Below are 25702 nucleotides of genomic sequence, written 5' to 3'. Positions count from 1 at the left end.
CCTGCGCTGACGGGCTCACGAGCGCTTTCGACGTGATGACATCGTGACTCTCAAGTCGCAGTTCAGCGTAGGTGACAGGATTGTCGGCACCCACAAGCACCGCAGGTGTTTTCCGTCCTCGAAGCGGTTCCCCCAGCCTGACGCACTGGACAGCACGGCCGCCCCGGCGAGCCGGCTGCCCAAGCCCGATCACTAGATTCGTTGTGCTTGGCGCCCCGCAGGCGCTGTTGGGATTCCACCGCGAGGCTTGTTGGTGGATCATGCGTCGGCGCAGTAAGGACCCAGTGCGGCCGTGCATCTGCCTCGTAACGCTCTTCAGTAACACGAATGGGTGGGCTCGAACGGGAAACCCGCGTGCATGTGCTCCGCACAGGCTGAACCGCCGGGTCACGGCCGTCGCCGCAAGGCCGAGGGGCTTAGATCTGCGATCTTGGGATAGCCGTCGACCGCCATGAGGAGGTCAGCCTCCGCAAGGAGGGAACGCAACACGTGAATGATGCCGTCCTCGCCTCCCAGAGCCAAACCGTAGACATAGGGCCGCCCCACCGCTACCGCTCGCGCGCCCAGCGCCAGGGCTTTCACCACATGGTCGCCGGAGCGCACACCCGAATCGAAGATCACCGGAGTTTCGCCTGCCGCATTGACGACATCCGGCAGCATGTCGAGTGAGGCGAGGCCACCGTTGGCCTGGCGTCCACCGTGGTTCGAGCAGTAGATCGCATCGACACCGCCGTCGACGGCCCGTTGGACGTCCTCGGGATGCATGATTCCCTTGAGGATCAGCGGCAGGTCGGTCATGGAACGGAACCAGGCGAGATCGTCCCACGTCAGGTGCGGGTCACCGAAGGTCGTCGCCCAGGCTCCCACTGCGGCCTGGAGGTCCTCTTCCGGGGGCTTGGCCAACCGGGACCTGAAGACCGGGTCGCTGAAGTAGTTCTCCAGGGCCAGCCCTCGCAGCTGGGGAAAGTTCGAGCGGCTGAGGTCGCGAGGCCGCCACCCCGGGATCCAGGTGTCCAGTGTGACGACGATCCCCTTGAAACCCGCCTGCTCAGCCCGGTGCACCAGGCTTTCGGCAAGCTCCCGGTCGTTCGGGGTGTAGAGCTGGAAGAAGCCCGGGGTGTCACCGAACCGCGCGGCGACCTCCTCCATCGGATCGACTGAGAGAGTGGAGGCGATCATCGGCACGCCGGTCCTCGCCGAGGCTCGTGCCACGGCCAGGTCGCCGTGGCCGTCCTGTGCGCACAGGCCGATCACACCCACGGGCGCCATCAACAGCGGGGACGGGAGGGACAGCCCACACAGCTCGACGGACAGGTCGCGCTGGGCCCCGTCGACGAGCATCCTCGGGATGAGCCCCCAGTCGTCGAACACCGAGACGTTGAGGTCCTGGGTGCGTTCGTCGCCGGCCCCGCCGGCGACGTAGGACAGGAGGCCGGGGTCCAACGCCTTGGATCCTCGCTTCTCCAACTCTGCGAAGGTCATCGGCAACTTCGGCATGATGCCGGAGAGTCCGTTGAGGTAGATATCGAACTGGTAGTCGCCAAAGTTCGACACGTGGTTTTCCACCTGCTCCCGGTCGGTTGTGGCCCGGCGGGCCGGTCTGGCTCGGTCGGCAGCCTCAGTCGAACAGGTCCGGCGAGGATGCGATGATCTGGTCCCACAGCGGACGGAACTGGAACCAGCCTGCGAGCGGCCCGCCGATCTGTGTGCGGACCTGCTCCGCGGTCTCCCGGTCGATCTCGTGCGGGGTGCCCGCGGCCATGGCCAGGAGCTGTGCCTGGCACGATCGTTCCATCGTGATGAACCACCATGCGGCGGCGGCAACCGACTGTCCGACGGTCAGCAGGCCGTGGTTCTTCAGGATGACGGCCTTCGCCGAGCCGAGCGCCTCGCCGATGCGGCGCCCCTCGTCGGAGTCGCTCACGACTCCGCGGTAGTCGGCGTAGAGGCCCTGGTCCTCGAAGAAGGCGCAGGCGTCCTGGGTGAGTGGTGCCAGCGGGATCCCGAGTGCTGAGAACGCCTTGCCGTGGAGGGAGTGCGCGTGTGCGGCCGCGACGGCGTCGGGGCGGGCCTTGTGGACCTCGGCGTGGATGCAGAAGGCGGCACGGTTCACCGGGCGCTTGCCGTGCAGCAGATTGCCTTCGTGGTCGACGCGGACCAGGTCTGAGACCTTGATCTGATGGAAACTCATCCCGAACGGGTTGACCCAGAACGTGTCGGGGAACTCGGGGTCACGGGCAGTGATGTGCCCGGCGACTCCCTCGGAGAAGCCCAGCTTCCCGAAGACCCGGAAGGCGGCGGCGAGTTCCTGCTTGCGTACGTCGCGCTCCTCCTCGACCGAAAGCCCCGTGGGCGGGAGCGGGAGATCGAAGTCGTCGGGGATCGGGCCGATGTTGGCTCGGATCAGGTCGAGCATCTCGGGGGCGTGGTGCTGCGTGATCGTCATGGTCTTCGTTCCTCTCGATGTGCGCAGACGTGGTCGAGCCGTGAGCGTGGTGACAGGGACCGTGCGGACTTCAGCCGCTTCCCCCCGTGGCGAGGATCAGTGAGGCGACACGTTGCGGCGCCTCCAGCAGGGGCCAGTGGCCGACGTCCGCAAGGGCGTGGAGTGTCGCGTTCGGCATGCGTTCGGCGATCCGATCGGCGATGTGGGCACCCGCGACGGGGTCCCGCAGGCCCCAGACGAACGCCTTGGGCAGATCGCTGGTCTCCATGGCTTCCACCCATCGGTCGCGGTGGGCAGCCCGGTCGGTGATGTAGCGGATCAACCGGTGGGAGTTCAGATGGCCGTCACCGTGGCTCATGCCCTTCCACATCGCGGCTGCGTCAGCGCTTGAGTCGTAGTGCTCGGCGAATGTCGGTGAGAGGGCGGCGGCCATGAGCTCGCCGGTCAGTGCTGCGCTGAGCCGGGGGCCGGTGTCCGGGTCGAGCAGCGCCGTCTGGGCCGCTTCCGGCCGGTGGAGTTCCGGGTAGATGCCGCCGTTCAGCAGCGTCAGGCTCGTGATCCGACTCCTCAATGACCCGTCGGCGCTGCGCGCGAGCAGCTCCTGCGCCACGGTGGCCCCATAGTCGTGTGCCACCAGATGCGTCGAGGTCACCGCCTCGTGCTGCCACAACGCGACCACCAAGTCGGCCTGCTCGTGGATCGAGTAGTCGTGATCGGCCGGCTTCTCGCTCGCGCCGAAGCCGAGGAAGTCCGGTATGAGGAGGGTGTGGCGAGCGGCGAGAACAGGAACCGCCCGGGCCCAGTCGTGCGACGAACTGGGGAACCCGTGGAGCAGGGTCATCACGGGGCCGCTGCCGATGCGGCGGACGAACACCTGGCGCGGGACTCCCGCGACGGTGAGCGGGAGCAGTTCGCCTTCGGACCACCATCGCTCGATACTGACCGTCATCGGAGCCCTCCGAACAGCGCGGGCAGGAACCGGCGTTCCAGCTCGCCGTGCGGGAGCGCTGCCGGTTCCACCAGGCTTTGGGCCAGTCCGCCTTCCCGAACGGCGACGACGAGGCGCAGCAGCATGTCGAGATCCGTCTCGGTCACCTTGCGCTGTGTGGTCGCGAGCAGTGGTGCGAGCAGCTCCGCGATTGCCGCCCGGATCGCCGCGTCGTGGCGGGCGAGGGCTTTGGCCGCCTCGGGGTTGCGGATGGCGTGGAGAGTGAACTCGGTGGAGATGAGGAACCAGGTTCGCGTCTGCTCGTCCACGACGCTCGCCAGCTCGATGAACGTGGCGACCGGTTGCTCGGAGACGAGGGCTTGGTCCACCGCCTCACCCAGCTGTTTCAGGACGATCTCGGAGCGTCGAGTGAACAGCGCGAGGAAGAGTTCGTCCTTGGAGTCGTAGTTCGAATAGAACGCGCCGGTCGTGTAGCCGGCCCGTGCGCACAGCTCCGCGATCGAGACACCCTGAAACCCGCACTCGGCGAACGCCTGCTCGGCCGCGTCGAGCAGGCGCTCGTTCGTCTCCCGTCGTCTCTTGGTCACGCGCTGTGTCATGCATCCCACCTGTTTCTGTCAAGGCGCTTGACGATGTCGGAGGCCGGATAGTGTTCCCTATCGGATAGAGGTTCCTATCTGATAGGGACCACTATCGAGTGAGAGTGGCGTTGACGCAAGGCCCGCGACGGCGGTATTCACGCCCGGGGACGCTCTTCGAACCGAGCAGGCTGCATCGAGCAAGGTGCGGTCGGGTGCCGACTCGCTGCTCAGGCCGTCGTGGGGCCGCCCGGCGGCGCCACGACGGGCACTTCATGACCATGGGCGTCGCAGATGAGGCCAATGTGCCCGGAGAGTCCGGACGAGCGTTGTCGGCGTAGGACGGTGGGTCCGGATGGACGTGGGCGGTGGTGGTCCCGTCGGCCGACCGAACCCCGGGTGGGAGGCTGCCCCGAGTCCGGCCGGGACCGGTTACGGCGATCTCGGAGAGGTGCCGTCCCGGCTGTGGTTTCCACGCCGCCCGGCGTGCTCACTCATGCCGGACTTCGCCGGCTTCGGTGAGGGCCAGGTCCCGCTCTGGGTCCTGTGTCGCAGGCGTCAGCTCCGGTTGCTCTCTGCGACCTGCTTGCCGAGGTCGAGTTCGATGCCGTCCGGCTTCTGCAGGCCTCCTTCGAAGAGGCGCCGGACGCGGTGTTCGTTCACGGGCCGTCCTACCGTTTGGAAGTAGGTGGACAGGGCGGATCCGAACTCTTCGTCCGAAATCGGGATGCTCTCGTCGATGAGGGCCTTGGTTCCGGCCACGGCGACCTTGTCGAACCCTGCGATACGGCGGGCGAAGGCGTCGACGAAGTCGTCCAGTTCGTCCTCGGGGAGGACGCGGTTGACATAGCCGTATTCTGCCGCCAGTTTCGCTGGGAAGTCGTCGGCCCCCAGCAAGATCTCCATCGCGCGGCCCCGGCCCACCAGCCTGCCCAGGTGTCCCGTCGCGTTGCCGCCGGGCACGGCCCCGACGCCGACCTCGAACTGCCCCAGGATCGCGCGGCGTCCCGCGAAACGGATGTCCGTGGCCAGCGCGAACTCACTTCCCGCTCCGCGGGTGCGGCCCTTGAGTGCGGAGATCGTGACGGCTGGGACCCTGCCGAGGCGGATGAAGTTGTCCGAGTAGGGGTGGAGCCCTGTGGGGCCGGGCTTCATGGCGGCTATGCGCGATTTATCCGCCAGGAAGTCGAAGTGCGCCATGAAGAAGTCGGGGTTGTCGCTCCGGAAGACGACCACGGTCAGGTCGGGAGCCTGCTCCATGCGGTCCACCAGGTCGGCGAGCTGCTCGATGGTGTCCACGTCCATGAGGTTGATCGGGCCGTTGGAGAAGGTCACGTTCCAGTAGGACGACGACACTTCGGACACGTGGAACTGCGGTGTGCTTGGCATGCGCCGCAAAGTAGCTGGCTATAACTTTGAAAGTCAATCCTTGTGGGTTACGTGCTCTTGAGGCCTCGATGCCGCCCGCCGCCGATCCGGCGCACCTGCGCGCGACATACCTGTCCGCCGCCGTTGACTGATCGGTCGAACTGTTCACCTGGCGACCGCGATACGGCATCTTGCGTGGCTGCTTCTGGTCCCACCAGTCGCATCGTGCGGACGTGGCTGGCCGGCGTCGGCATGGCAGAACGAAACCCCGGCTTGGCCGAATAGGGGAGGCGGGTTGCTTTCCCTGTATGCCGTGACGCTTGGTCGAGCAGTCTGACTTGCAAAGTGCAAGCCTGCTGTGCATGCTTCCTTCCAGCCCCAGAGGCGGCGTTCACCCGATCGCTTCCTGCATGCAGGCCTAGTCATCTGGCGGCCGAGGCAACCGCTGTCATCAGGTCCCCCGCCGTACCGGAGGTCACTTTGAATCAGTCCCCCGCTCCCTTGCCGCTCGCCACCGACGTGTATCTGGCCACCCTGCGTGAGAAGGCGGCGGCACTCGAGCAGCTGCTGCGCATCGCGGACCCGGCCACCCCGGTGGCCACCTGTGGCAGTTGGAGCATGCACGACCTGGGCATCCATCTGGGCCAGGCGTCCCGCTTCGCGGCAGCCCTGCTGCAGACCGGGCAGTTGCCCCGCGAGCAGTTCGCCCCGCCGGCCGGGCAGGGGATTGCCGACTGGTACGCCGGGGGCGCGGCCGCAATCCTGGCCACCCTGGAGGAGACCGATCCCACCGCACCGGCCTGGGCGTTCGGCTTCGAAGGCACAGTGGCGGCGCTCTGGTTCCGCCGCGTGGCCCAGGACACCGCGGTCCACCTGGTCGATGCCCAACTGGCCACCGGGGCCGACGTGCATGTCGATCCGCTGATCGCGGCCGACGGCGTAGACGAGGTGTTCGCCGTGATGGTCCCCAGGGCCTGGCAGAACGGCGAGCAGAAGCCGCTGCCGGCGCCCGTGGCGCTTCACACTACCGACACCGGACACAGCTGGCTGATCCAGCCGGGCGACATGCCGCAGGCCTTGCCGGTTGACTCGGAGGCCGCAGCGGCCATGGTGCAGGCCCCCGCCGCCGAGTTGCTGCTCGCCCTGTGGAAGCGGCAGCCCGCAAACCCGGAATGGATCAGCGGTGACATCGCCGCGGCCAACGCCCTGCTGACGGCCACCTTGACGCTCTGACCGGCCCCCTCTTCTATCGCCGGCACCCCCAGCTGTCCCGGGAAAACTGGAGCACCAAGCCGTGTGCGCGGATCCGGACGGCGGCCTGCCGGGCCGCGTCCGAGGGCGGAGCCGGTCTCGCGGTACTTGTGGATTCCGCAGATTCGAGCCCGCCTTTTCCAGGCTTTCGCCCGTGGTTCTTTCCATCCTTCCCAGTGCAAACCTCAACGGTCGGACGAACAGAGTGGGCAGGCGTAACTGCCCTTCGGTGTCCCGCCTTTACCTCAACCCGAACAGTCCAGGAGATCTACCGTGTCTGACATGATTCCGTCGCATTCTCGGCGGAAGTTCCTCGCCACGTCGGCCGCAGCGGCGGCTGCAGTGACCGCCGGATCCCTCGGTGTGCTCCACGCCCAGTCGGCCGTAGCAGCCGAAGGAGGAACCGGCCGCGGACCGCTGGCGGGCGCGAGTGCGGAAGGCTTCGGCGCCGTCTCCCAGGCGCCGCACCTGCCCGCAGGGTTCACCGAGACGTTCACCAGCCGGTTCGTCCACGCCAATGGACTGCGCCAGCACGTGGTCGTCGGCGGCAGCGGGCCGGCGCTGCTGCTCGTGCACGGCTGGCCCGAGACCTGGTACGCCTGGCGCCTGCTCATGCCCACGCTGGCCAAGGACTTCACCGTCATCGCCGTCGACCAGCGCGGCATCGGCCTGACCGACAAGCCCCAGGACGGCTACGACACCGCCACCATCGCGGCCGACCTGGCCGCCCTGATGGACGCGCTCGGCCACCAGAAGTTCGCCGTGGCCGGCCACGACACCGGCATGCCGATCGCCTACGCCCTGGCCGCGGACCACCCGGAGCGGGTCGAGCGCCTGGTCGTCGCCGAGGCCCCCCTCCCGGGCATCAGCGTCTCGCCGCCGGCCTTCGGCCCCGAGTGGCTCAACGACCGGATCTGGCACATCGGCTTCAACCGGCTCGCCACGATAAACGAACTGCTCGTCAGAGGACGGGAAGACATCTTCTTCGGCTTCGAGTTCGACATCAACGCCGTGAAGAAGCTGCCCGACTACGCCGTCGACTACTACATCAGCACCCTTGCCTCCGACCGCGACGCGCTGCGCGGCAGCTTCAGCTTCTACCGCGCGTTCGACACCACGCTCGCGCAGAACGTGCAACGCCAGAAGGCCGGCCTGCTGACCATGCCCGTCCTGGCGATCGGCGGAGCGGCAAGCGTCGGTGACGGGGCCGGGGTCACCATGAAGGCCGCCGCGCACGACGTGCAGACCGTGGTCATCCCCGACACCGGTCACTGGGTCGCCGAAGAGGCGCCCGAGCAGATGCTGGCGGCCCTGACCTCGTTCCTGGCCCCCTACCGCGCAGCGCACACCGCCGCCTAGCGGTAGCCGACCGGTTCGCACCCTTTACGCATGCGCCCGCCCGGTGGGGCCGGGCCGAGCGGGGTCCCCCAACTCGGCCCCACCGACCGCGGGCACGGCTCTGGCCCGGGCACCTCGGACATCCAAGTCGCCTCCGCAGGCGACGATGACCACGTGCCCGGGTCGGGGAACCCGGTCGGCGTCCCGCCCGGCGAGAGTCGATACCCCAACCCATCACAGATACAGCCGACTTGGAGAGTGAACCATGCTGGAAAACCGCACCCTGGAAATCATCATCATCGCCGCCGTCGTGCTGCTGCTCTTCGGAGCCAAGCGCCTCCCTGACGCCGCGCGAGGGCTGGGCAAGTCCCTGCGCATCTTCAAATCCGAAGTCAGCGCGATGAAGACCGACTCAGCGCAGGCGACAACCGCCGCCCCGAGGAGTGTTGCCGCTGGCCCCATCGAGGACGTCACCGGCCATCCCGTCACCGAGTCGGCATCGATCATCCAGTCCTGAGCACCACAGCTCCCCAACGGCCCACCGCGCAGAGACCAAAGCCCCTATGGCGAACGAAACTCAGCAGGCGGGATCACCCACGTCCGCACGGTCGCGGAAGGCTCCGAAGGGGGTCATGCCGCTCGCCGAGCACCTTCGTGAACTGCGGAACCGTCTCCTGGTCTCGATGCTCGCTCTGGCGATCGCCACCGCCGTCGGCTGGCTGTTCCACGGCTGGTTGCTCGACCAACTTACCGGCTCGGCCTGCCACATCACCCACGTCCACGGGGTTGGCCGGCCGACCAAGCAGTGCCCCGACGGCCTGCTGGTCAACACCGGTCTTCTTTCCCCGCGCTCCCTCAGCTTCAAAGTCTCGATCACAGCCGGGCTCATCCTGGCCAGCCCGGTGTGGAGCTACCAACTCTGGACCTTCATCGCCCCGGGGCCGTACAAGAAGGAGAAGCGGTACGGTCTCGGCTTCACCTTCGCCGCCGTGCCCCTCTTCTGTGGCGGCGGCTACCTCGCCTACGTGATCTTTCCCAAGGCAGTGCAGATCCTGGCGAGCTTCAACCCCGCGGATTTCTCCCTGTCCCTGCCCGGCGACGAGTTCCTCGGTTTTTTCCTGCGCATGGTGTTCGTCTTCGGCCTCTCCTTCGAACTGCCGCTGCTTCTGGCGCTGCTGAACTCCCTGGGTATCGTCAGCGCAGCCAGACTGCGCAGCTGGTGGCGTCCGACGGTCTTCGTGATTTTCGTCTTCTCGGCGGTCGTCATCCCAACCGGCGATCCACTCACCATGACCGCCCTGGCCGTCCCCCTCTGCCTGCTCTACTCCCTCGCCCTGGCCGTCGCCACCCTCCACGACCGTACGAAGAAACGACGCCGCGCCGAGGATCCCGACAGCCAACTCGAGGACGACGAGGCCTCCCCACCCGACCTCACCACCACCCCCTTGGACTTCCCCGAACCGGTAGACGTCTCTCATCCCGCACACGCGCAACCGACGGTCACCACCCAGCTGAATCTCCCACCGCACGTCCCGGATCACCGCCCACCCGAGGAGCAGTAGGGTGATATTCAATTTTGGCCCGCTCGAAATCGCCTCACTCGTCGTTCTCGGTCTGATCCTCTTCGGCCCCGACAAACTCCCGAAGATGATCAGTGAGGTCGGGGGATTCATCCGCAAGGTTCGTGAGTTCTCCGACAGCACCAAGCACGAGATCCGTAATGAACTGGGCCCCGAATTCCAGGACTTCGAGTTCCAAGATCTGAACCCCAAGGCCTTCGTCCGTAAGCAACTGTCCCGCCACGGCGACGAACTCGGCCTCTCTGAGATGCAGGAACTGCGCAACGACCTGACAAAGGACGCGCTCGCTGCCACACCGACGCTGCGAGCCGCCCACGTCGATCCACGCAGCGGTAGCACCGGAAGGCCGCTCGAGGTCACACCACCGGCCGCTGGAGAGCCGACGCCGTACGACCGTGATCTGACGTGAGCACCACGCCGCACACGCTCCGTTACCTTTCTCGTGGCCCCGCAACGGGGCGCCTGGCCCCCGGGTCCGGTATGGCTGTCACGGGTGTCGCCACGCCGCTCGACCAGCCCCCGTTCGGTCAGCTGCTTGAGCCGCTTGGTGACGGCGGCCCCGAGGAGAAGGTCTTCCCATCCTGCTGCACCGGCTGGCGGCCGACCCCGCAGTGCGGGTGCTGGTGCTGACCGGCGACGGCGACACGTTCTGCTCGGGTGCGGACATCGCCGGACTGGTCGCGAGCGACGCCCGCGAAGACCAGGACAGCGACACGAGCGTCAACGGGAATGGGGCGCTTGCGGCGGCCGTCGCCGCCTTCCCCAAGCCGGCCCTCGCCGCAGTCCGCGGCTACTGCGTGGGCGGCGGCTGCCAGTTGGCCGCCGCCTGCGACCTGCGATACGCGGCCCGGGACGCGCGCTTCGGGGCGACCCCGGCCCGGCTCGGCATCGTCTACCCGTCCTCGTCCACCCGCCGCCTGGTCGGGCTCGTCGGCCCCGCGACCGCCAGGTACCTGCTGTACTCCGCCGAGCTGATCGACGCCGAGCGGGCTCTGCGCGCCGGCCTGGTCGATGAGCTACTGGACGACGGCCCGGAGTTCGACGCGCGGGTCGCGGACTTCGCCCGGGCCCTCGCCGAGCGCTCCCAGCTCGCCCAGAGGGCGGCGAAGGAGTTCACCACGGCCGCACTCGATGGCACGGCACCCGAGCCGGCCCGGCTGGCCTACTGGGCGCAGCAGGCCCGGGAGAGCGCGGAACGCGCCGAGGGCGTGGCCGCCTTCCTCGAGCGGCGCGCGCCGCGGTTCACCTTGGTCGGTTCAGGCCTTCAACTCCTTGGCCATCTGCCTCGACAACGTTTCGATCATCCCGGACCGGCTCACCGACGCCCTGTACCGCGCGGTCACCGCAGACGGCGTCGTCGACCGCACCCTGTCACTGTCGACGACGCGGTGGTCCTCGAATTCCGCCGGGTCCTGGTCCTGGCGACGATTGGCACCGAGTTTGCAGCTCATCCCCGACCTCGACCGTGCACCCGGGGAGGCCGATTCACCGCTCGCGCAGCGTCCGTACGATCTTCGTCACGTGGGCATCTCGTTCCGGCTCAGCTCCGGCAGACGGCACGGCGGGCCACCTGTGTGCGACGGCAGGGTGGCGCCGGTCTTGCCGCCTCATTGGGCACAGGGGAGATCGGACGCTGTGCAGCGACGCTAGCGGTCACTTGCACGTTCACGGAACTGCCACGCCCCTCGCGTCGGCCCCTGAGACGCCGCCAGGTGCCCGAAGCGACTGCGTGGCGGCATCACCACATCGTTCAAGGACAGGAGCACTCATGGAAGACAGTCAGCACCGACCGGACGACGCACACTCGCTGCGCAAGACCGGGCAACCGCCGTCGGCAGCCGGACTTCTGCCGCCGTTGTCCGTCCTCGACTTGGCGTTGACTCAAGAGGGCGCCAGTGCCCGCGACGCCCTGGCAGCGGTGGTCTCGACCGCGCGGCGGGCCAGTGAGCTCGGATTTCGCCGGGTGTGGGTGGCCGAGCATCACAGGTATCGGTCCGTCGGCAGTGTTGCGCCCTCTGTACTGTCGTCCCATCTCGCGTCTTCCACCTCCGGGGTCAGGGTCGGCTCGGGTGGGGTCCTGCTGACGAACCACGCTCCGCTCGCCGTCGCCGAGCAGTTCACCACGCTGGCGGCGCTCCACCCCGGTCGCATCGACCTGGGCATCGGCCGCGGTCCCGGGACGAACGACATCGACACCATCCGCGCGCTGCGTCGCGGAGCCGATCGGGCCACTGACGACGAGTACCGTGCCGACCTCATCGAACTGCTGGGACACCTTGCCGACGCGGATGCCCGGCGAGTGCTGCCGGGGGCCGACGAGCTTCCCGAGCCGTGGCTGCTGTCATCGAGCGTTGCCGGTTCCGAGCTCGCCGCCGAGCTCGGGTTGCCGCTCGCCTTCGCTCATCACATTCGACCGGACAACACGCTGGAGGCGCTGGGCCGTTACCGGGAGCGGTTTCAGGCTTCACGGTGGTGCGAGCGACCGCGAGTGCTGGTGAGCGTGGAAACCCTCTGCGCCACGACCGACGCCGACCTCGCCCGTCTCGGCCGCCCAGCGATGCTTGCCATGGCTGCGGCCCTGGAGGGCCGTGGCGCAGAGGCGCCGCTCCTTTCTCCGGCGAAAGCCGCGACAGAGACCCTCAGCCCGGCGCTTGAGGAGTGGCTCGGACAGATGCGGGCCACTCAGGCCTATGGGCCCCCTGAAGAAGTGCATCGACGGCTGTCGGCCGTGGCGTCACAAACCGGGGCAGACGAACTGATGCTGTCGACTCCCGTCTACGATCCGGATGACCGGTTGCACTCGCTTTCCCTGGTTGCTGCCACAAACGCCTGAAAACCCCGCAACACCCACACCGCGAGGCGGTCGGCTCGCCCGACATGAGGGCGCGAGCGGTATGACGCACTGCACATGGGGGCGAACCCGCGTTGTCGAGGACATCTGATCTCTACACCGGGCCGCACGCCCTTGCGACACCGAACTCGACGTCACCGCCAGCATCGAGCCCGGTGTGACGTTTCGCCCAACCTCCGGTTTCTGCGGGATACCTGCAGTCTCGGCCTCTTCGAAGGCGGAGCTGGGCCGTCGATAGAGACGAGGGTCAACTACACCGACCAGCGCCAAGAGTAGTTCGCCGTCCAGCCGAGGGGCTGTCTCATGGCGTCCCCGCACGGCCAACCCATCGATGGGCCCTGCTGTGACGGCTCGGCGAGCTGGCCGCTACCGGATCACGCCCTTGCTCGGGTCGCCGAGGGGAACGCTCTCCACCGGCCAAATCTCCGTGGGTGCGGCCAGGAGGGGTCTGAGCGCGTCCCTGATCCGCTGGAGGTTCGAGCTGGCCAGGTGCGCTTGGAAATCATCGGGGGTGAGCCAGCGCTCGACGAGGATGACGTTCTCGCCGTCGCTGTGCAGCGCGAACAGCTCGCATCCCGGTTCCTGATGGACCAGCGGGGCGAGGTCTCGGTACACGTCAAGCACGTTCTGGGTCTGGCCCGGCGCGGGAATGAGATGGGCGATGACGACAGGCATGCGCGCGAATCCTTTCGGGGCGTTCTCACGAGCCGTAATCGTTGGCTGCGGGGTGGTGTCGCACTTCCGGGATGCGCCTCACTAGCCGATGCGGCAGCGGTCCGCCGGGATCAGGTCGGCGGTCTGCGTCGGGTGGTGAGTCCCCGCCTGTTCCGGGACGAGAATGGCACGCTTGGGGCCCCGCGCTGTTGGCTTCTCCACGCGAACCATGGGCAGGGCGGTCGCTGAGGTCACGTGAGCCGGTAGATCGAACGGTTAGGGGCCCGGACGGCTGGCGCCGGTCGGTGCGGTTGCTGTACTTCGCTGCTGTACTGCCACGGCCCGGAGACCGCCCCGGCTGCGCAGCGGGGTTCGCCCGCAGGCACCGACCTGGTAACGGGCTGACCTCGCGCGGCCGGCCGAGGACGGCGGGAACCGTGTCGAGGAGCCCAATGGTCCCCAGAGCAGGTTGATGCCCGGGACCGGCGTAGTCTCGTGTGCCATGGCCCACATAGCGAACCCCGCCTCCGCGGCTGCGGGCATCACTGTCTGGCTTCCGATTCCGCTCGCCGACATCCCCGGTCTGCCTGAAGGACCGACGTACGTCCACTGGGACGGCGAGGACATATTCCCCGCCGATCCAGTCGCCGCCGACTTCTACGTCCCGCCGTACTGGAAGGGTCCCGAGGTCGCCACGCGCCCGCTGCGACACGGCGCCCGGCCGCGTGTCGTGCAGACCCTCACCGCCGGAATCGACCACGTGCGCGGCCACGTACCGCCTGGCACCGTGTTGTGCAACGCGCGCGGCGTGCACAACGCGAGCGTTGCGGAGCTGGCGCTGACCCTCACCCTCGCCTCGCTGCGGGGCATCCCGCACTTCGTCCACGGCCAGGAAGTCGAGCAGTGGCGTGCCGGTGTCTACTCCGCGCTCGCCGATCGCACCGTGCTGATCGTCGGCTATGGGGCGATCGGCAGGGCGATCGAGGACCGGCTCACGCCGTTCGAGTGCGACGTGCTGAGGGTCGCCCGAACCGCCCGAAGTGCGCCCCTGGGCCCCGTTCACGCCCTTGCGGACCTACCCGACCTGCTCCCACGGGCCGACGTGGTGATCCTGGCCACGCCCCTCACCGACGCCACCGTCGGCCTTGTCGACGCCGCCTTCCTGGCGCGTATGCGCGACGGCACCCTGCTGGTGAACATCGCGCGCGGCCGCGTCGTGGACACCAAGGCGCTGCTCGCCGAGCTGGAGGCCAAACGACTACGCGCGGCGCTCGACGTCACCGACCCCGAGCCGCTGCCCGTGGGCCACCCGCTGTGGCACGCTCCGGGAGTGCTCATCAGCCCCCATGTGGGCAACAAGACCTCTGCCTTCCTGCCGCGAGTCAAGCGCCTGCTGCGCTCCCAGCTCGGCCGCTTCGTCGCCGGAGAGCCACTGGAGAACGTCGTAACGGACGATTGAAGCGCAGGCGGCTGGTACCGCTGAATTGCCGTGTACGAGGTGAGGGCGGTCTCGCGCGGATATTGCACCGACACGCTGCTGTGACGGCCCAGGCATCCGGTCGCTGCTGGATCACGCCCTTGCTTGGGTCGCCGAGGGGGACGCTCTCCACCGGCCAGATCTCGCTGGGCGTGGCCCAGAGGGGCCCTGTCGCCTCCCTGGTCCGCTGGTTCGAGCCGGCCAGGTGCACCTGGAAGTCCTCTGAGGTCAGCCAGCGCTCGACTATGAAGACGTCCTCGCCCTCGGTGTGCAGCGCGAACAGCTCTGCGGGTGCCGATAAATCATCCGGCCTGGTCACGCGGCATGGTGGTACTCGTGGAGGGTTCCGCCGAGTCGGTTTCGTCGGCGGATCTCCAGGTGTCTGGTGTTCCCCGGTTCGCTGATCGGGCGGGGGAGTGGGCGGAGGGGAGCGGCTTGGCCCAGGGCTTGGTGCGGGCGGTGTCCGTTGTAGAAGGTCTCGAACTCGCGGAGCGCGTGGAGGAGATGACTGAGGTTCCAGATCAGGGTGCCGTCCAGGAGTACGCGCTGGCAGGTCTGTATCCAGCGCTCCATGATGGAGTTCATCCGCGGTATCTGGATGCCGGTGGTGATGACCTTCAGCCCGGCATCGGCCATGAGGGCGTCGAAGGTGGCGGTGAACTTCGAGTCTCGGTCGCGGATCAAGAATCTGGCCCTGCTGCCGGCCTCCTCCAGGTCCATCAGGAGGTTGCGCCCGAGCTGCACGATCCAGTCCGCGGTCGGGTGCGCGGTGGCACCGAGGATCCGGATGCGCCTCGTGGAGTGCTCGACGGCCGCGAAAACGTACAGGCGTGCCCCGGTCAGGGTGCGGACCTCGAACAGATCGCAGGCGAGCAGTGCATCGGCTTGGTTGCGTAGGAAGTCGGCCCAGGTCGTGCTCTGTCGTGCGGGGGCGGGTGGGATGCCGTGCTCCTTGAGGATTTCCCACACGGTGGAGGCGGCGACCTTGATGCCCAGGGCTGCGAGTTCACCGTGGATCCGGCGATACCCCCACGAGCTGTTCTCGCGGGCGAGGCGCAGGACCAGGGCGCGGAGCGATAGAACGGTAGGCGGGCGTCCGTGTCGCTTCGGGACGCAGGTCGCGGCATGGCGGTGCTTGAGCAGGTTACGGTGCCAGCGCAGGACCGTGTCTGGGCGTACCAACAGAAGGAGCTGCCGCAGCTTCTCCACGGGGAGGTGGTGGAGCAGGCCGGCGAGGACAGCGCGGTCGGTGTCCTCGAACCTGGGCTTGCCGACCTGGCGCTGCAGGACCAGCAGTCGGTGCCTCAGCGCCAGTATCTCGATGTCCTTCTCCGTGCTGCTCATCGGCAGCAGGCGCAGGAACGCAATGGTGTTGGTCGCAACAAGATAGGCCAGGCGCAGCAGCACGACAGATCATGATGCCCCGGGTGCCCTGCGCAGATGAAGACGTCGGCGCGAGCGCTGAGCACAGTCGGAGATCAGCACTCAAGGCCGCGACCTGCACGGATGAGTTATCGGCACCCGCAACGTCGACCTCGCCTGGGCAGCGAGGCACCATCCCAAGTGGGTGGGCAGAGACTGACGGCGTCCACGAACTCGGGCCGAAGGGCCGGGAGGCGGTCGCAGGGCGCCGCCTGTCAGGACCGGAAATTCCGGCGACGCTCATGGGCCGGGGTGGGTGTTGGTGAGCAGTCGTGTCTCTGCGGTCGCTCGTTCCCTCTGCCGCCAGGTTCCGGGTGGTTCTCCGTGGTGGCGGCGGAAGGCGGCGGCGAAGGCGAAGGGTGAGCCGTAGCCGACGGCGTCGGCGATCTGGGGCAGCGTGAGATCGTCGGCGCGCAGGTGGTCGCGGGCGATGGTCATGCGCCATTCGGTCAGGTACTGCATGGGGGCCTGACCGAGTGCCTCCCGGAACACCCGCGCGAAGGCGGCGCGGGACAGGCCGCTGATCGCGGCCAGTTCGGGGACCGTCCACGGGTGGGCCGCATTCTCGTGCATGGCCTGTAGCGCGGCGGCAAGGCGCGGGTCCGCGGATGCCCGGTACCAGCGGGGCGCGGTCGTGCTGCGGCGGAATTCGCTGCGGATGGCCAGGACGAGAAGCAGGTCCAGGAGGCGATCCAGGACGATCTGCTGGGCGAGTTCGGTCCGGACCAGTTCGCGGGACAGCAAAGTGATCACGTCCCGCAGGGGATCGTCGTCGGCCGCCGATAGGGTCAGAACCTGGGGCAGTGCGTCCAGCAGCCCGCTGCCGACCTCGCCGGAGAACTGGTAGGCGCCGCACAGGAACACCGTGGCCTGCGGGTTGTCCTCGGGGCTCGTCCGGGCGTGGCGGGCCCGGAACTCCTCCGGCTCCAGGCATGTGGCGCCCGGCTCATTCCCGATGTAGTGGTGCGGCCCGCCGCGCACCAGCGTGACGCTTCCCGGTATGAGCTCCACGGCGCTGCCGGGGGTGTCCAGCCAGAGGTAGCCGCGGCCACGGACGACGGTGTGCACCGACAGCTGTGTCGAACCGCCAAGATGCAGTCCCCACGGTGGTTCGGCGACCGTCCGCGCGAACACCGCGCCGGTGGCGCGCGCCCGCACCAGGTGGTCAGACAGCAGGTCCATGGGATCAGCTTGGCCAGTAGGAGTATCAGGGTCAAGGCGCGAGAGCATCAAGTAAAGAATCGAGCGGAACGCGCATGGAGTGTCTTGCTCAGGACTTCTAGCGTGGAGTCATGAACAACGAAACACGCCCCACCGCACTCGTTCTGGGCGGCACCGGCCGGACTGGTTCGCTGCTGGCCGAGGGCCTCGCCCAGCGAGGGGTCGCTCCCCGTACCGCGGCACGCACCGGAGCGGACGTCCGGTTCGACTGGGACGACCCGGCCACCCACTCCGGCGCCCTGGCCGGCGTCGACCGCCTGTACCTGGTGACACCTACCATGCGAGTCAGCTACGCCGACCAGGTCGGCGCCTTCCTGGACCTCGCCGAGGCGGCCGGCGTGCGCCACGTCACCTATCTGAGCGTCCACAACGCCGACCATGCGCCGGCCGGGATCGACATCGCGGCCGTCGAGGCCGACCTGGCCTCCCGGCCCGGCATCACCCACACGGTCCTGCGCCCCGCATGGGTGATGCAGAACTTCGCCGACGACCACCTCCCGGTCATCGGCGGAGTGATCACGGCCCCGAGCGCCGGCGGCAGGGAGGCCTTCGTCGATGCGGCCGACATCGCGGCGGTCGCGGCCGAGACGCTGCTGGCACCCGAAACCCACGCCGGCGCCACCTACTCGCTCACCGGCCCGCAGGCCCTCACCTTCCGCGAGGTCGCGGGCACTATCGCTGCCGTGAGTGGCCACCCCGTCGCCTACCACGACATCGACCAGGAGGCATGGATCTCCGGTGCGCTCGCCGCGGGTGTCCCCGCCGACTTCGCGGTGATGATGCGCTGGCTCACCGGCGCCATCATCGCGGGCAGCGGAGCCACGCCCACCGGCGACATCGAGAAGGTCACGGGGCGGCCGGCCACCACGTTCCGCGAGTTCACCGAGCGCAACGCCCACGTCTGGACCTCGTAAGGGCCCGGCGCCGCCCCGGTGGCACGAGAGACGAAGCAAGCCCGCTGACTGCGGGACACATCCGAAGGAGACACCACAATGATTGATCACGTGTACATCTCGGTGAGCGATCTCAAGCGCTCAAGCGCCTTCTATCTCGCGGCGCTCAAGCCGCTTGGGTGGAAAGAGATCGGTTCCTACGAATCGGACACTCCGGGTGTCCCCAGCCTCTTCGGACTCTGCGATCAAGTCTATGGATCGGGTAAAGCTGTCGGTGCCAGCATCTGGCTGCGTGAGCGGCAGCCAGGTGAGACCGGCCTCTACCTCGGCCTCGTCGCCGACAGTCCGGCCGAAGTAGACGCTGCGTATTCTGCCGCCCTGGCCGCCGGCGGCCAGGATGACGGTGGAGCGGGTCCGCGTCCGCACTTCGGCCCCGGATACTACGCCGCGAATGTCACTGACCTCGACGGCAACCGACTTGAGATCGTCAACAAGACCATCAATCCAAAGCGCCCAGCCTGACAGGTAGTTGCCTCCTCACCTTGTGCGAGAAGTGCAGCCGGATGAAATACGCCGACTTGCTCGACCTCCGGCTGCACTTCCGAGTGCCCCAGCTGCGAAGGCCACGCGAGTACGGCGAGATGCACATCCAGTCGGCCGGCCGTGTTGGTGACCGTGCGTAAGCGTGGCGCTGGAGAAGTGGCCGGGTGCGGCGTGGTCAGGCCGCCTGGCCACAGTCGTTCGCGCCGGGACCGTCGCCGCGCAGCGGGCTGAAGTCGACATCTAGGGACGGGTCGTACGCCTCGGGTGGGATGCCGAGTACGTGGGTGGAGTACTCGCCGAAGCGGCGGATGCGGTCGGTCAGGTAGGGCGAGATGTGGTCCAGATACTCACGCCGTTCGAGTGCGACGTGCTGAGGGTCGCACGAACCGTTCGAAGTGCACCGCTGGGCCCCGTTCAGGCCCTTGCTGACCTACCCGACCTGCCCCCACGCGCCGACGCGGTGAACCTGGCCACGCCCCTTACGGACGCCACCATCCACCTTGTCGACGCCGCTTTCCTGGCACGCATGTGGAACGGCAGCCTGCTGGTGAACATCGCGCGCGGCCGCGTCGTCGACACCGAGGCGTTGCTCATCGAGCCGAAGCTGGACGGCTGCGTGCCGCGCTAGACGTCACCGACCCCGAACCGGTGCCCGCGGGCCACCCGCTATGTCATGCTCCGGGGGCGCTCATCAGCCCCCACATGGGCAACAAGACCTCCGCCTTCCTGCCGAGAGTCAAGCGGCTGCTGTGCTCCCAGATTGGCCGCTTCGCCGACGGAGAGCCACTGGAGAACGTTGTAACGCAGCACTGAGCCACAGCCGGCGGGTGCCTCTGAATCTGGTGGAAGACTTGTTCTGGCCGTGCACGAGGAGGTCCATGTGGGGCCGCATGGAGTCTCGCGCCGGTATTGCATCGACACGCTGTTGTGACGGCTCAGACAGTGCGTCGCTAGTGGATCACGCCCTTGTCGGGGTCGCCGAGGGGGACGCTTTGCACCGGCCAGATCTCGCTGGGTTCGGTCAGTAGGGGCTTTGTCGCGTCCCTGATCCGCTGAAGATTCGAGCTGGCCAGGTGCGCCTGGAAGTCCTCGGAGGTGAGCCAGTGCTCGACGATGAAGACGTCCTTGCCATCGGTGTGTAGTGCGAAGAGCTTGCATCCCGGTTCCTGATGGACCAGCGGGGCGAGCTCGCGGTACACGTCGAGCACCTCTTGGGTCTTGCCCGGCGCGGGGATCAGGCGGGCGATGACAACGTGCATACGTGCAAAACCTCTTGGGACGGTCTCCCGCGCCGTGAACGTGGGATTCGGGGTGAAGCCGCACTCCCATGATGCACCGCACCGGCCGCTACGCCACTGGTGGCGGCACGGTAGCGTGCCACAACCGTTGGCGCCGCCAACAGCCTTGATCATAGGTCGCTCGTGAGTCAGCCGTCCGTCACCGGGTCGAGTACAGCGCGGCGATGTCGTTGGGCAGCGCGGACTTGATCTGGCGGCTGAATTCGTCGACGAGCACTTCCTCCTGGCCGGTGAGGAGTCCCCTGATCGCGGCTCGTGCGACCTCCTCGGGACTGATCTTGGGCTGGTCGACATTGGCGGACAGGTCGGTGTCGACATACCCGACGTGCACACCGAGCACGCGGGTGCCCTGCGAGCGCAGGGCCAACCGCATCGCGTTGGACAGCGACCACTGCGCTGCCTTGCTCGCTGCATATCCGGGCGCCTGCTCCAGGGCCAGCCAGGATGCGGCGGACAGCATGTTGATGACGGCGCCGCCGCCGTTGTGGGACAGCGTCGGAGCGAAGGCCTGGGTCACAGCCCAGGTGCCGAGGTAGTTGACCTCCAACTCGCGCCTGGCGTCGTCCAGCGACGCGGTGAGCGGCGACGCCGCGAAGGCGGTGCCGGCGTTGTTGACCAGGATGGAGAGGTCGCCGATCCCCTCGACCGCGCTGGCGATGGTGGCAGGGTCCGTGACGTCCAGTTGGATCGGCACCACCCCGGGATCGGTGATCTGTTCGGGGCGGCGTGCGGCGGCGTAGACCGTGGCGCCGTGCTCGGCGAGCACTCGGGCGAACGCCTGGCCGATCCCCCGGTTGGCGCCCGTCACCAAGGCGGCCTTGCCTTGAATCTGCATGTCTATGTCCTATCCGTTCGGTGTTGCACGTGGGCCGAGGTCTGGCTTCGGCGGTAGCAATTCCACCTGACTTTTCTTCTTAAAGTCAAGGACGCTTCCCGCGGTCCGGCGAGATGGTTGTCCAGCAGGCCGGCGTCCTTCGCCACGGGCTTCAGCCGCCCTTGCCGACGGGGCGGCCGACGGCGACACACGGGCCTGTTTCTACGGAGTTCTGCACCCCGGATGTGCGGCGTTGCCTGACGGAATGGACCGTCAGGGACAGCGCTCCGACGGCGAGGAAGGCCATCCCCTCCCAGACCATCACTGTCCAGCCGTGTGCTTCGAGGAGCGCCAAGCCGATGCTGGAGCCGATCGCGCCGCTGGCGAACAAGGCGAAGATGTAGACGGTGTTGAGCCTGGCGCGTAGGGCGGCGGGCCCGGTGAAGATCCGGGTCTGGTTGGCTATCTGCGCACTGGTGGTGCCGTAGCCAAGCAGGTTGCAACCGATCACGAGGGCCACCACGGAGTCGCCGGCGAACAGGAAGACGACGAAGGCGATGCCAGCGGACGCCAAGCCGACGGTGTTGACGGTGTCGGGGCCGTAGCGGTCGGTGAGCCGACCGGAGTAGCGGGCGGCCAGTGCGCCGGGCACGCTGCCGAGACCGAAAAGGCCTGCCGCGGCCGGTCCGAGCTCGATGGGCTTCTGGGACAGATGGAAGGCCAGCGTCGCCCAGAACGCGGAAAAGGCAGCGAATCCCGTCGCGCCGAGGACTGCGGACAGGCGCAGGGAAGCATGCCCGACGATGAGCCGCGGCAGGGACGCCAGCAGCTTCAGGTAGCCGATCCTGTCCTGGCCGCCGTGCGGGCTCTGTTCCGGCATGTACCGGGGCAGGACGAGCAAGAGCAGGGCGGTGGCGGCCGCGGCGGCGAAGTAGCCGGCGCGCCACGTCCCGGTCGCTTCGGCGAGGGCCCCGGAGACGGTACGGGAGAGCAGCGCTCCCAGGGTCAGGCCGGTACCGACGGCTCCCAGGGCCCGGCCCGCCTGGCCGCGCGCGGCCATCGAGGAGACGGTCGGCATGATGAGCTGCGGGAGCACGGTGGTGACCGACAGGACGAAGGTCGCCGTACTCAGCACCGCTATCGAGGGGGCCAGTGCTCCTGCGAGCAGCGCCAGTGCGGTGATGGCGAGCAGAACGCTCGAGATCCTGCGCAGTCGTGCGCGGTCGGCGAGAGGGACGATCACGACGATGCCCAGCGCGTAGCCGACCTGCCCCGCCGTGGCGACGATGCCCGCCGCAGCGGAGGAGACGCCCAGCCCCTGTGCGATCCATTCGAGAAGCGGCTGGGTGAAGTAGATGTTGGAGACGGTGATGGCGGTGGCGGTGGCGAAGACGGTGATGGTGCCGCGCTTCACGCCCGAGGTCGTGGACAGTGCGGTCATTGCGCCTCCTGGCACAGCCAGGAGGGCAGGGGCGGGCGTATCGGGAAGGCGAGGGGGGTCGGCTTCACCGGGCCGTCGCCTGGTCGGCATCAGGCTCACGACTGTGCGTCCTGGAACGCGGTGACGAGTTCTGCGGTGGTGACGATGGCATGGGCGTAGGTGGGGCCGGTCAGCTCGGGTGCGGCATGCATTCGCTCGGGGGAGAGGGCCGCTGTGGCATCCCGGACCAGCGTCACGTGGTAGCCGAGTTCCATGGCGAAACGGGCCGTGGCCTCGACGCAGGTTTCCGCCAGCAGGCCGACGACCGCCACGTGGGTGATGCCGTGCTGCTTGAGCTGGAAGTCCAGGTCGGTGTTGGCGAACCCGCTTGAGCCCCAGTGCTCCCCGACGACGACATCTGCCGCCTGCGGCCGGAAGTCAGGGTGGAACTCCCCGCCCCAGGATCCCCTGGCGAAGTGGTGCCCCTTCTGGATCTTGCGCTGTGAGGGGTTGGGGTGGTCCCAGGTTTCGTAGTCGCCTGGCCGCCAGCGGCGGTGCGGGACGAACACCACGCGCATGCCGGCCTCGCGGGCGGAGCCGACCACGGAACGCAGGTTGTCCAGCAGACCGACCTCCTTCGCCACGGGCTCCACTCGCGGCCAGGTCTTGCCGCCCTCGGAAAGGAAGTCGTTGTAGGGGTCGACCAGCAGAACGGCTGTGCGGCTGGGGTCGTAGGTGTCGGTCACGGCTCCTCCTCGAATTTGGATGATGAATAACATCTAGATTCAGGATTACTAGCATCATCCTCGAAGTCAAGTATCAGCAGCTCATAGTCAGGATTCACTTCATGTGTATGATGGACGTCATCCATCCGGTGGGCGGCAAGCCGCTCCCTCGAAAGGAAGACCCGACATGGGGCACTCGCAGAAGGAGAAGGCGGCGTCCCGCGAGCGGGTCCTGCGTATCGCAGCCCGCAAGATCCGCGCGGAGGGCGTCACGCGCCCCGGCATCGCGGACCTGATGAAGGAGGCGGGGCTGACACACGGCGGCTTCTACAAACACTTCGCATCCCGGGACGACCTGATCTCCCAGGCTGCGGCCGTGGCCCTGGCCGAGGGCTCGGCGAAAATGGAGAGAGCCGCGCGGAAGAATGAACGAGAGCCGAGGGCCGGTCTCATCGACGCCTACCTCGGGAAGCAGCACCGCGACGCGCCGGCCACCGGCTGCGCCCTGGTCACGCTCGGCGCCGCCGCCGGACGCGGCGACCAGCACTTCAAAGAGGCCTACGAGAAGCAGGTCCGCACGTACCTGGATCTGCTCGCCGGCCTCAGCGAAGACTCGGAGGAGGCCCAGGCCGAGGCGATGCTCACCCTCAGTGCCCTGGTCGGCGCCACGCTCATGTCCAGGGCCGTGGCCGACAAGAACCTCTCCGACGAACTGCTCGCGACAGTAGCCGGCCTACTCAAGAACGGCGGGTCACGGACCTCGTCCCCTGCCGTCTGACGCGTGTGCCGGTGGGCTTGCCCCGACGCGCGGCGTCGATGCCGTGCGCGTTACGAGCGACGTTCCGTATGTGGTGAGGTGTCCCGCTCGGTGACGGCAGCGGGGCGCCCCCGGTCCCGCGGGGGAGGCGGCCACCGGCCGCGTGGGCCGCGATCATTGTGCGGGCGGAGCCGGACTCACCCTGCGCGTCGTCCCGCCGTCACGCCGGTCTCAGGCCAGTGGTTGTTCTGGACACTCAAGCGGCACACTGGATAGTGATCTGATACTCAGGTATACAATTCGGTCATGCCATGCGGTCGCGTGGCATGCGTGAGGATCCGGCAGAGATGTGGAAGGTGGGGTGGCAGTGCCATCGACGAGGAAGGTGTCCGGTCCCACGGACGATTCGCCGGCCTGCTCCATCGAGCGCAGCCTGCAAGTGCTTGGCGAGCGTTGGACTCTGCTGGTCCTACGCGACATCTTCGCGGGCAAGCACAGGTTCGCCGAAATCCAGTCGTCCCTCGGCATCGCGCCGAACCTGCTCAGTGACAGGCTCAAGCTTCTCAGCGAGGCCGGTGTGTTGCGCACGCGGACGTACCAGGAGCCGGGCAGTCGGCATCGGCTGAGCTACCACCTGACTCCGGCTGGGCAGGAGCTGCAACTCGTGCTGGCGGCTCTCCAGCAGTGGGGCGACCACCACCGCCCTCGCCCGTCTGGACCCTCCTCTCTGCGGCGAATGCGTTCCACCGGTCAGGCCGTGCGGGTCGGGTTCCTCGACGACGACGGCCACGAGTTGCCCGCCGAAGGCGTGACGTTCGTGATGAATACGGGGCCCGGGGCCTGATGGCGTAGGACTTGGTTGCCCAATTCTGCCCGGCTGCAAGGTGGTTAGGGAATGATCTCTGTCGCGGCCGAGGTGCGGAACCCCATTCTGCCGTTGTTCACGGTTGCGGCTTGGAAGCACTTGGGATCGGTGACTCCGCGCCGGCGGACCATGGCGCGGAGTTTCAACGTTCCAGCTGGCGCGCGCGGACCAGTGATGCGCGCCTTCCTCCGAACCGTCCCGTGTCGATCAGGTCCACAGACTGCCCGATGCGCCGGAAGCCCACGGGCCGTGATCACCCGGTTCGGAGGCGAGTGGCGGTCCCTGATGCAGGAGAACACCACCGTTACGCCGGACCACACCTCCACGGCCCTCACGCGGCGGTCAGGTGCTGCTCGCCGGTTCCATTACGGGCAGTGTGCGGGACCGCCGGGCGAGCAGGGAGGCTGCCACCGCCGCGGTGATGAAGGCGACAAGACTGTAGATCGCGGGTGTCACCGCGGCGCCCGGCATGTTCAGCAATGCGGGGCTGAGGGCGATGGTGACGGCGAGCGCACCGTTATGGATGCCGATCTCCATCGACGAGGCGACTGCCTGGGGCCGCTCGACGCGGGCCAGGCGGGGAACCCAGTAGCCGATGACCAGGTTCAGGACGCTGAACGCCGCCGTGAGCGGAAGGACGGAGCCGAGGGACCGGCCCAGCTGCTCGGCGTTCTGCAGGATCGCACCGACGACGACCACCACCAACACGATGAGCGAGACGATCCGTACCGCCTGGCCGAGAGTCCGCGCAAGGCCCGGGCGCAGGCGCCGCAGCGCCATTCCCAGAGCCACCGGCAGCACGACGGTGGCGATCAGCGTGACGACGCCCTGCGGTTGCAGTCCGATGTTGTGGGCGTGGCCGACGTAGTGGCGGGTCACGCCCCACATGACGAGCGGCAGTGTGACGACGGAGATCAGCGAGTTGACCGCGGTGAGGGTGATGTTCAGCGCGATGTCACCGCGGGCGAGGTGGCTGTAGACGGCTGCGAGCGTTCCGCCGGGTGATGCGGCCAGGAGCAGCATCCCGACCGCGGTGTCGGGGTCGGCTCCGGTCAGGGCAAGCAGCGCCAGACAGAGCGCGGGCATCAACACCAGCTGGCAGGCCAGTGCCGTGCCCACTGCGCGCGGCGCACCGATCACGCGGGCGAAGTCGGCGAAGGCGAGAGAAAGACCCAGGCCGAGCATGATGACCGCCAGGGCGATCGGCAACAGCACGGTGGTCAGGACAGAGCTGTGCAACGTCACTCCTCAG

Annotated in this window: 24 protein-coding genes and 3 pseudogenes; 13 read left to right on the top strand and 14 right to left on the bottom strand. The window is 67.9% G+C overall.

Features of this window, described 5'->3' with window-relative positions; translation table 11 throughout:
- Positions 1–387: 387 nt before the first annotated feature.
- From ACIBJF_RS39455 to ACIBJF_RS39435, 5 genes are all read right to left on the bottom strand, one after another.
- Complete coding sequence (locus tag ACIBJF_RS39455) at positions 388–1497, bottom strand: alpha-hydroxy-acid oxidizing protein (protein WP_399181327.1); 1110 nt, start codon at positions 1495–1497, stop codon at positions 388–390.
- Between the two features lie 121 nt (positions 1498–1618).
- The gene (locus tag ACIBJF_RS39450) at positions 1619–2446 is read right to left on the bottom strand and encodes a class II aldolase/adducin family protein (RefSeq protein WP_399181322.1); all 828 of its coding nucleotides are present in this window, start codon (positions 2444–2446) and stop codon (positions 1619–1621) included.
- Positions 2447–2516: 70 nt separating this feature from the next.
- Positions 2517–3395 carry an alpha/beta fold hydrolase gene (locus ACIBJF_RS39445; protein ID WP_399181320.1) on the bottom strand — a complete coding sequence of 293 codons (879 nt, stop codon included), beginning with the start codon at positions 3393–3395 and terminating at the stop codon, positions 2517–2519.
- On the bottom strand, positions 3392–3994 hold the full coding sequence (locus ACIBJF_RS39440; RefSeq protein ID WP_399181318.1) for a TetR/AcrR family transcriptional regulator: 603 nt from the start codon (positions 3992–3994) through the stop codon (positions 3392–3394). Before ACIBJF_RS39440 ends, ACIBJF_RS39445 begins: the two co-directional genes overlap by 4 nt.
- Positions 3995–4531: 537 nt before the next feature.
- On the bottom strand, positions 4532–5362 hold the full coding sequence (locus tag ACIBJF_RS39435) for an enoyl-CoA hydratase/isomerase family protein (protein WP_399181317.1): 831 nt from the start codon (positions 5360–5362) through the stop codon (positions 4532–4534).
- Positions 5363–5821: 459 nt separating this feature from the next.
- Here ACIBJF_RS39435 and ACIBJF_RS39430 point away from each other — a divergent pair, with 459 nt between their 5' ends.
- From ACIBJF_RS39430 to ACIBJF_RS39410, 5 genes are all read left to right on the top strand, one after another.
- Positions 5822–6574 carry a maleylpyruvate isomerase family mycothiol-dependent enzyme gene (locus ACIBJF_RS39430; RefSeq protein WP_399181315.1) on the top strand — a complete coding sequence of 251 codons (753 nt, stop codon included), beginning with the start codon at positions 5822–5824 and terminating at the stop codon, positions 6572–6574.
- Between the two features lie 300 nt (positions 6575–6874).
- A complete protein-coding gene (locus tag ACIBJF_RS39425; protein WP_399181313.1) occupies positions 6875–7951 on the top strand; it encodes an alpha/beta fold hydrolase in 1077 nt (358 codons plus the stop codon).
- 244 nt (positions 7952–8195) lie between these two features.
- A complete protein-coding gene (gene tatA, locus ACIBJF_RS39420; RefSeq protein ID WP_158926876.1) occupies positions 8196–8447 on the top strand; it encodes a Sec-independent protein translocase subunit TatA in 252 nt (83 codons plus the stop codon).
- Positions 8448–8562: 115 nt separating this feature from the next.
- Positions 8563–9492 carry a twin-arginine translocase subunit TatC gene (gene tatC / locus ACIBJF_RS39415; RefSeq protein ID WP_399181310.1) on the top strand — a complete coding sequence of 310 codons (930 nt, stop codon included), beginning with the start codon at positions 8563–8565 and terminating at the stop codon, positions 9490–9492.
- Between the two features lie 4 nt (positions 9493–9496).
- Positions 9497–9919 (top strand): sec-independent translocase, encoded by a 423-nt coding sequence (locus tag ACIBJF_RS39410; protein WP_399181326.1) that lies wholly within the window; start codon positions 9497–9499, stop codon positions 9917–9919.
- A 77-nt stretch (positions 9920–9996) separates the two neighbouring features.
- Here ACIBJF_RS39410 and ACIBJF_RS39405 read toward each other — a convergent pair.
- Positions 9997–10071, bottom strand: a pseudogene (locus ACIBJF_RS39405) (MarR family transcriptional regulator); the annotation flags it as partial.
- Positions 10072–10082: 11 nt separating this feature from the next.
- Here ACIBJF_RS39405 and ACIBJF_RS39400 point away from each other — a divergent pair.
- A pseudogene (locus ACIBJF_RS39400) lies at positions 10083–10757 on the top strand (enoyl-CoA hydratase/isomerase family protein); the annotation flags it as partial.
- 521 nt (positions 10758–11278) lie between these two features.
- On the top strand, positions 11279–12343 hold the full coding sequence (locus ACIBJF_RS39395) for an LLM class flavin-dependent oxidoreductase (protein WP_399181309.1): 1065 nt from the start codon (positions 11279–11281) through the stop codon (positions 12341–12343).
- A 384-nt stretch (positions 12344–12727) separates the two neighbouring features.
- On the opposite strand, the gene ACIBJF_RS39390 is transcribed toward ACIBJF_RS39395, so the two are convergent.
- Entirely contained in the window at positions 12728–13036 is a 309-nt protein-coding gene (locus ACIBJF_RS39390) for a putative quinol monooxygenase (RefSeq protein WP_399181307.1), read from the bottom strand.
- Positions 13037–13517: 481 nt separating this feature from the next.
- On the opposite strand from ACIBJF_RS39390, the gene ACIBJF_RS39385 reads away from it, so the two are divergent.
- Positions 13518–14474 carry a 2-hydroxyacid dehydrogenase gene (locus ACIBJF_RS39385; protein WP_399181306.1) on the top strand — a complete coding sequence of 319 codons (957 nt, stop codon included), beginning with the start codon at positions 13518–13520 and terminating at the stop codon, positions 14472–14474.
- 333 nt (positions 14475–14807) lie between these two features.
- Here the strand turns inward: ACIBJF_RS39385 and ACIBJF_RS39380 are convergent, their stop codons facing one another.
- Both ACIBJF_RS39380 and ACIBJF_RS39375 read right to left on the bottom strand, forming a co-directional pair.
- Positions 14808–15899: an integrase core domain-containing protein gene (locus tag ACIBJF_RS39380; protein ID WP_399181304.1), complete on the bottom strand. Its 1092-nt coding sequence runs from the start codon at positions 15897–15899 to the stop codon at positions 14808–14810.
- Positions 15900–16154: 255 nt separating this feature from the next.
- A complete protein-coding gene (locus tag ACIBJF_RS39375) occupies positions 16155–17096 on the bottom strand; it encodes a cupin domain-containing protein (RefSeq protein WP_399181302.1) in 942 nt (313 codons plus the stop codon).
- Positions 17097–17206: 110 nt separating this feature from the next.
- Between ACIBJF_RS39375 and ACIBJF_RS39370 the strand changes: the two genes are divergently transcribed.
- From ACIBJF_RS39370 to ACIBJF_RS39360, 3 genes and pseudogenes are all read left to right on the top strand, one after another.
- Positions 17207–18049 (top strand): NmrA family NAD(P)-binding protein, encoded by an 843-nt coding sequence (locus ACIBJF_RS39370; protein ID WP_399181301.1) that lies wholly within the window; start codon positions 17207–17209, stop codon positions 18047–18049.
- Between the two features lie 78 nt (positions 18050–18127).
- The gene (locus ACIBJF_RS39365; protein WP_351606378.1) at positions 18128–18550 is read left to right on the top strand and encodes a VOC family protein; all 423 of its coding nucleotides are present in this window, start codon (positions 18128–18130) and stop codon (positions 18548–18550) included.
- A 367-nt stretch (positions 18551–18917) separates the two neighbouring features.
- Positions 18918–19384: pseudogene (locus ACIBJF_RS39360) on the top strand (NAD(P)-dependent oxidoreductase); the annotation flags it as partial.
- Between the two features lie 137 nt (positions 19385–19521).
- Here ACIBJF_RS39360 and ACIBJF_RS39355 read toward each other — a convergent pair.
- From ACIBJF_RS39355 to ACIBJF_RS39340, 4 genes are all read right to left on the bottom strand, one after another.
- Complete coding sequence (locus tag ACIBJF_RS39355) at positions 19522–19830, bottom strand: putative quinol monooxygenase (protein WP_399181299.1); 309 nt, start codon at positions 19828–19830, stop codon at positions 19522–19524.
- A 178-nt stretch (positions 19831–20008) separates the two neighbouring features.
- The gene (locus ACIBJF_RS39350) at positions 20009–20704 is read right to left on the bottom strand and encodes an SDR family oxidoreductase (RefSeq protein ID WP_399181297.1); all 696 of its coding nucleotides are present in this window, start codon (positions 20702–20704) and stop codon (positions 20009–20011) included.
- Between the two features lie 151 nt (positions 20705–20855).
- Positions 20856–22124, bottom strand: a complete 1269-nt coding sequence (locus ACIBJF_RS39345; RefSeq protein ID WP_399181296.1) for an MFS transporter — start codon at positions 22122–22124, stop codon at positions 20856–20858.
- A 95-nt stretch (positions 22125–22219) separates the two neighbouring features.
- Positions 22220–22849: an isochorismatase family cysteine hydrolase gene (locus ACIBJF_RS39340; protein ID WP_399181294.1), complete on the bottom strand. Its 630-nt coding sequence runs from the start codon at positions 22847–22849 to the stop codon at positions 22220–22222.
- Positions 22850–23015: 166 nt separating this feature from the next.
- On the opposite strand from ACIBJF_RS39340, the gene ACIBJF_RS39335 reads away from it, so the two are divergent.
- Both ACIBJF_RS39335 and ACIBJF_RS39330 read left to right on the top strand, forming a co-directional pair.
- Complete coding sequence (locus tag ACIBJF_RS39335; RefSeq protein WP_399181292.1) at positions 23016–23606, top strand: TetR/AcrR family transcriptional regulator; 591 nt, start codon at positions 23016–23018, stop codon at positions 23604–23606.
- Between the two features lie 364 nt (positions 23607–23970).
- Positions 23971–24429 carry a helix-turn-helix domain-containing protein gene (locus tag ACIBJF_RS39330; protein WP_351606392.1) on the top strand — a complete coding sequence of 153 codons (459 nt, stop codon included), beginning with the start codon at positions 23971–23973 and terminating at the stop codon, positions 24427–24429.
- Positions 24430–24792: 363 nt separating this feature from the next.
- On the opposite strand, the gene ACIBJF_RS39325 is transcribed toward ACIBJF_RS39330, so the two are convergent.
- Positions 24793–25689 carry a bile acid:sodium symporter family protein gene (locus ACIBJF_RS39325; RefSeq protein ID WP_399181291.1) on the bottom strand — a complete coding sequence of 299 codons (897 nt, stop codon included), beginning with the start codon at positions 25687–25689 and terminating at the stop codon, positions 24793–24795.
- Between the last annotated feature and the right edge of the window lie 13 nt (positions 25690–25702).

The sequence above is a fragment of the Streptomyces sp. NPDC050743 genome (assembly GCF_044456925.1).
Taxonomy (GTDB): Bacteria; Actinomycetota; Actinomycetes; order Streptomycetales; family Streptomycetaceae; genus Streptomyces.
This window is presented reverse-complemented; position numbering and strand designations above follow the sequence as displayed.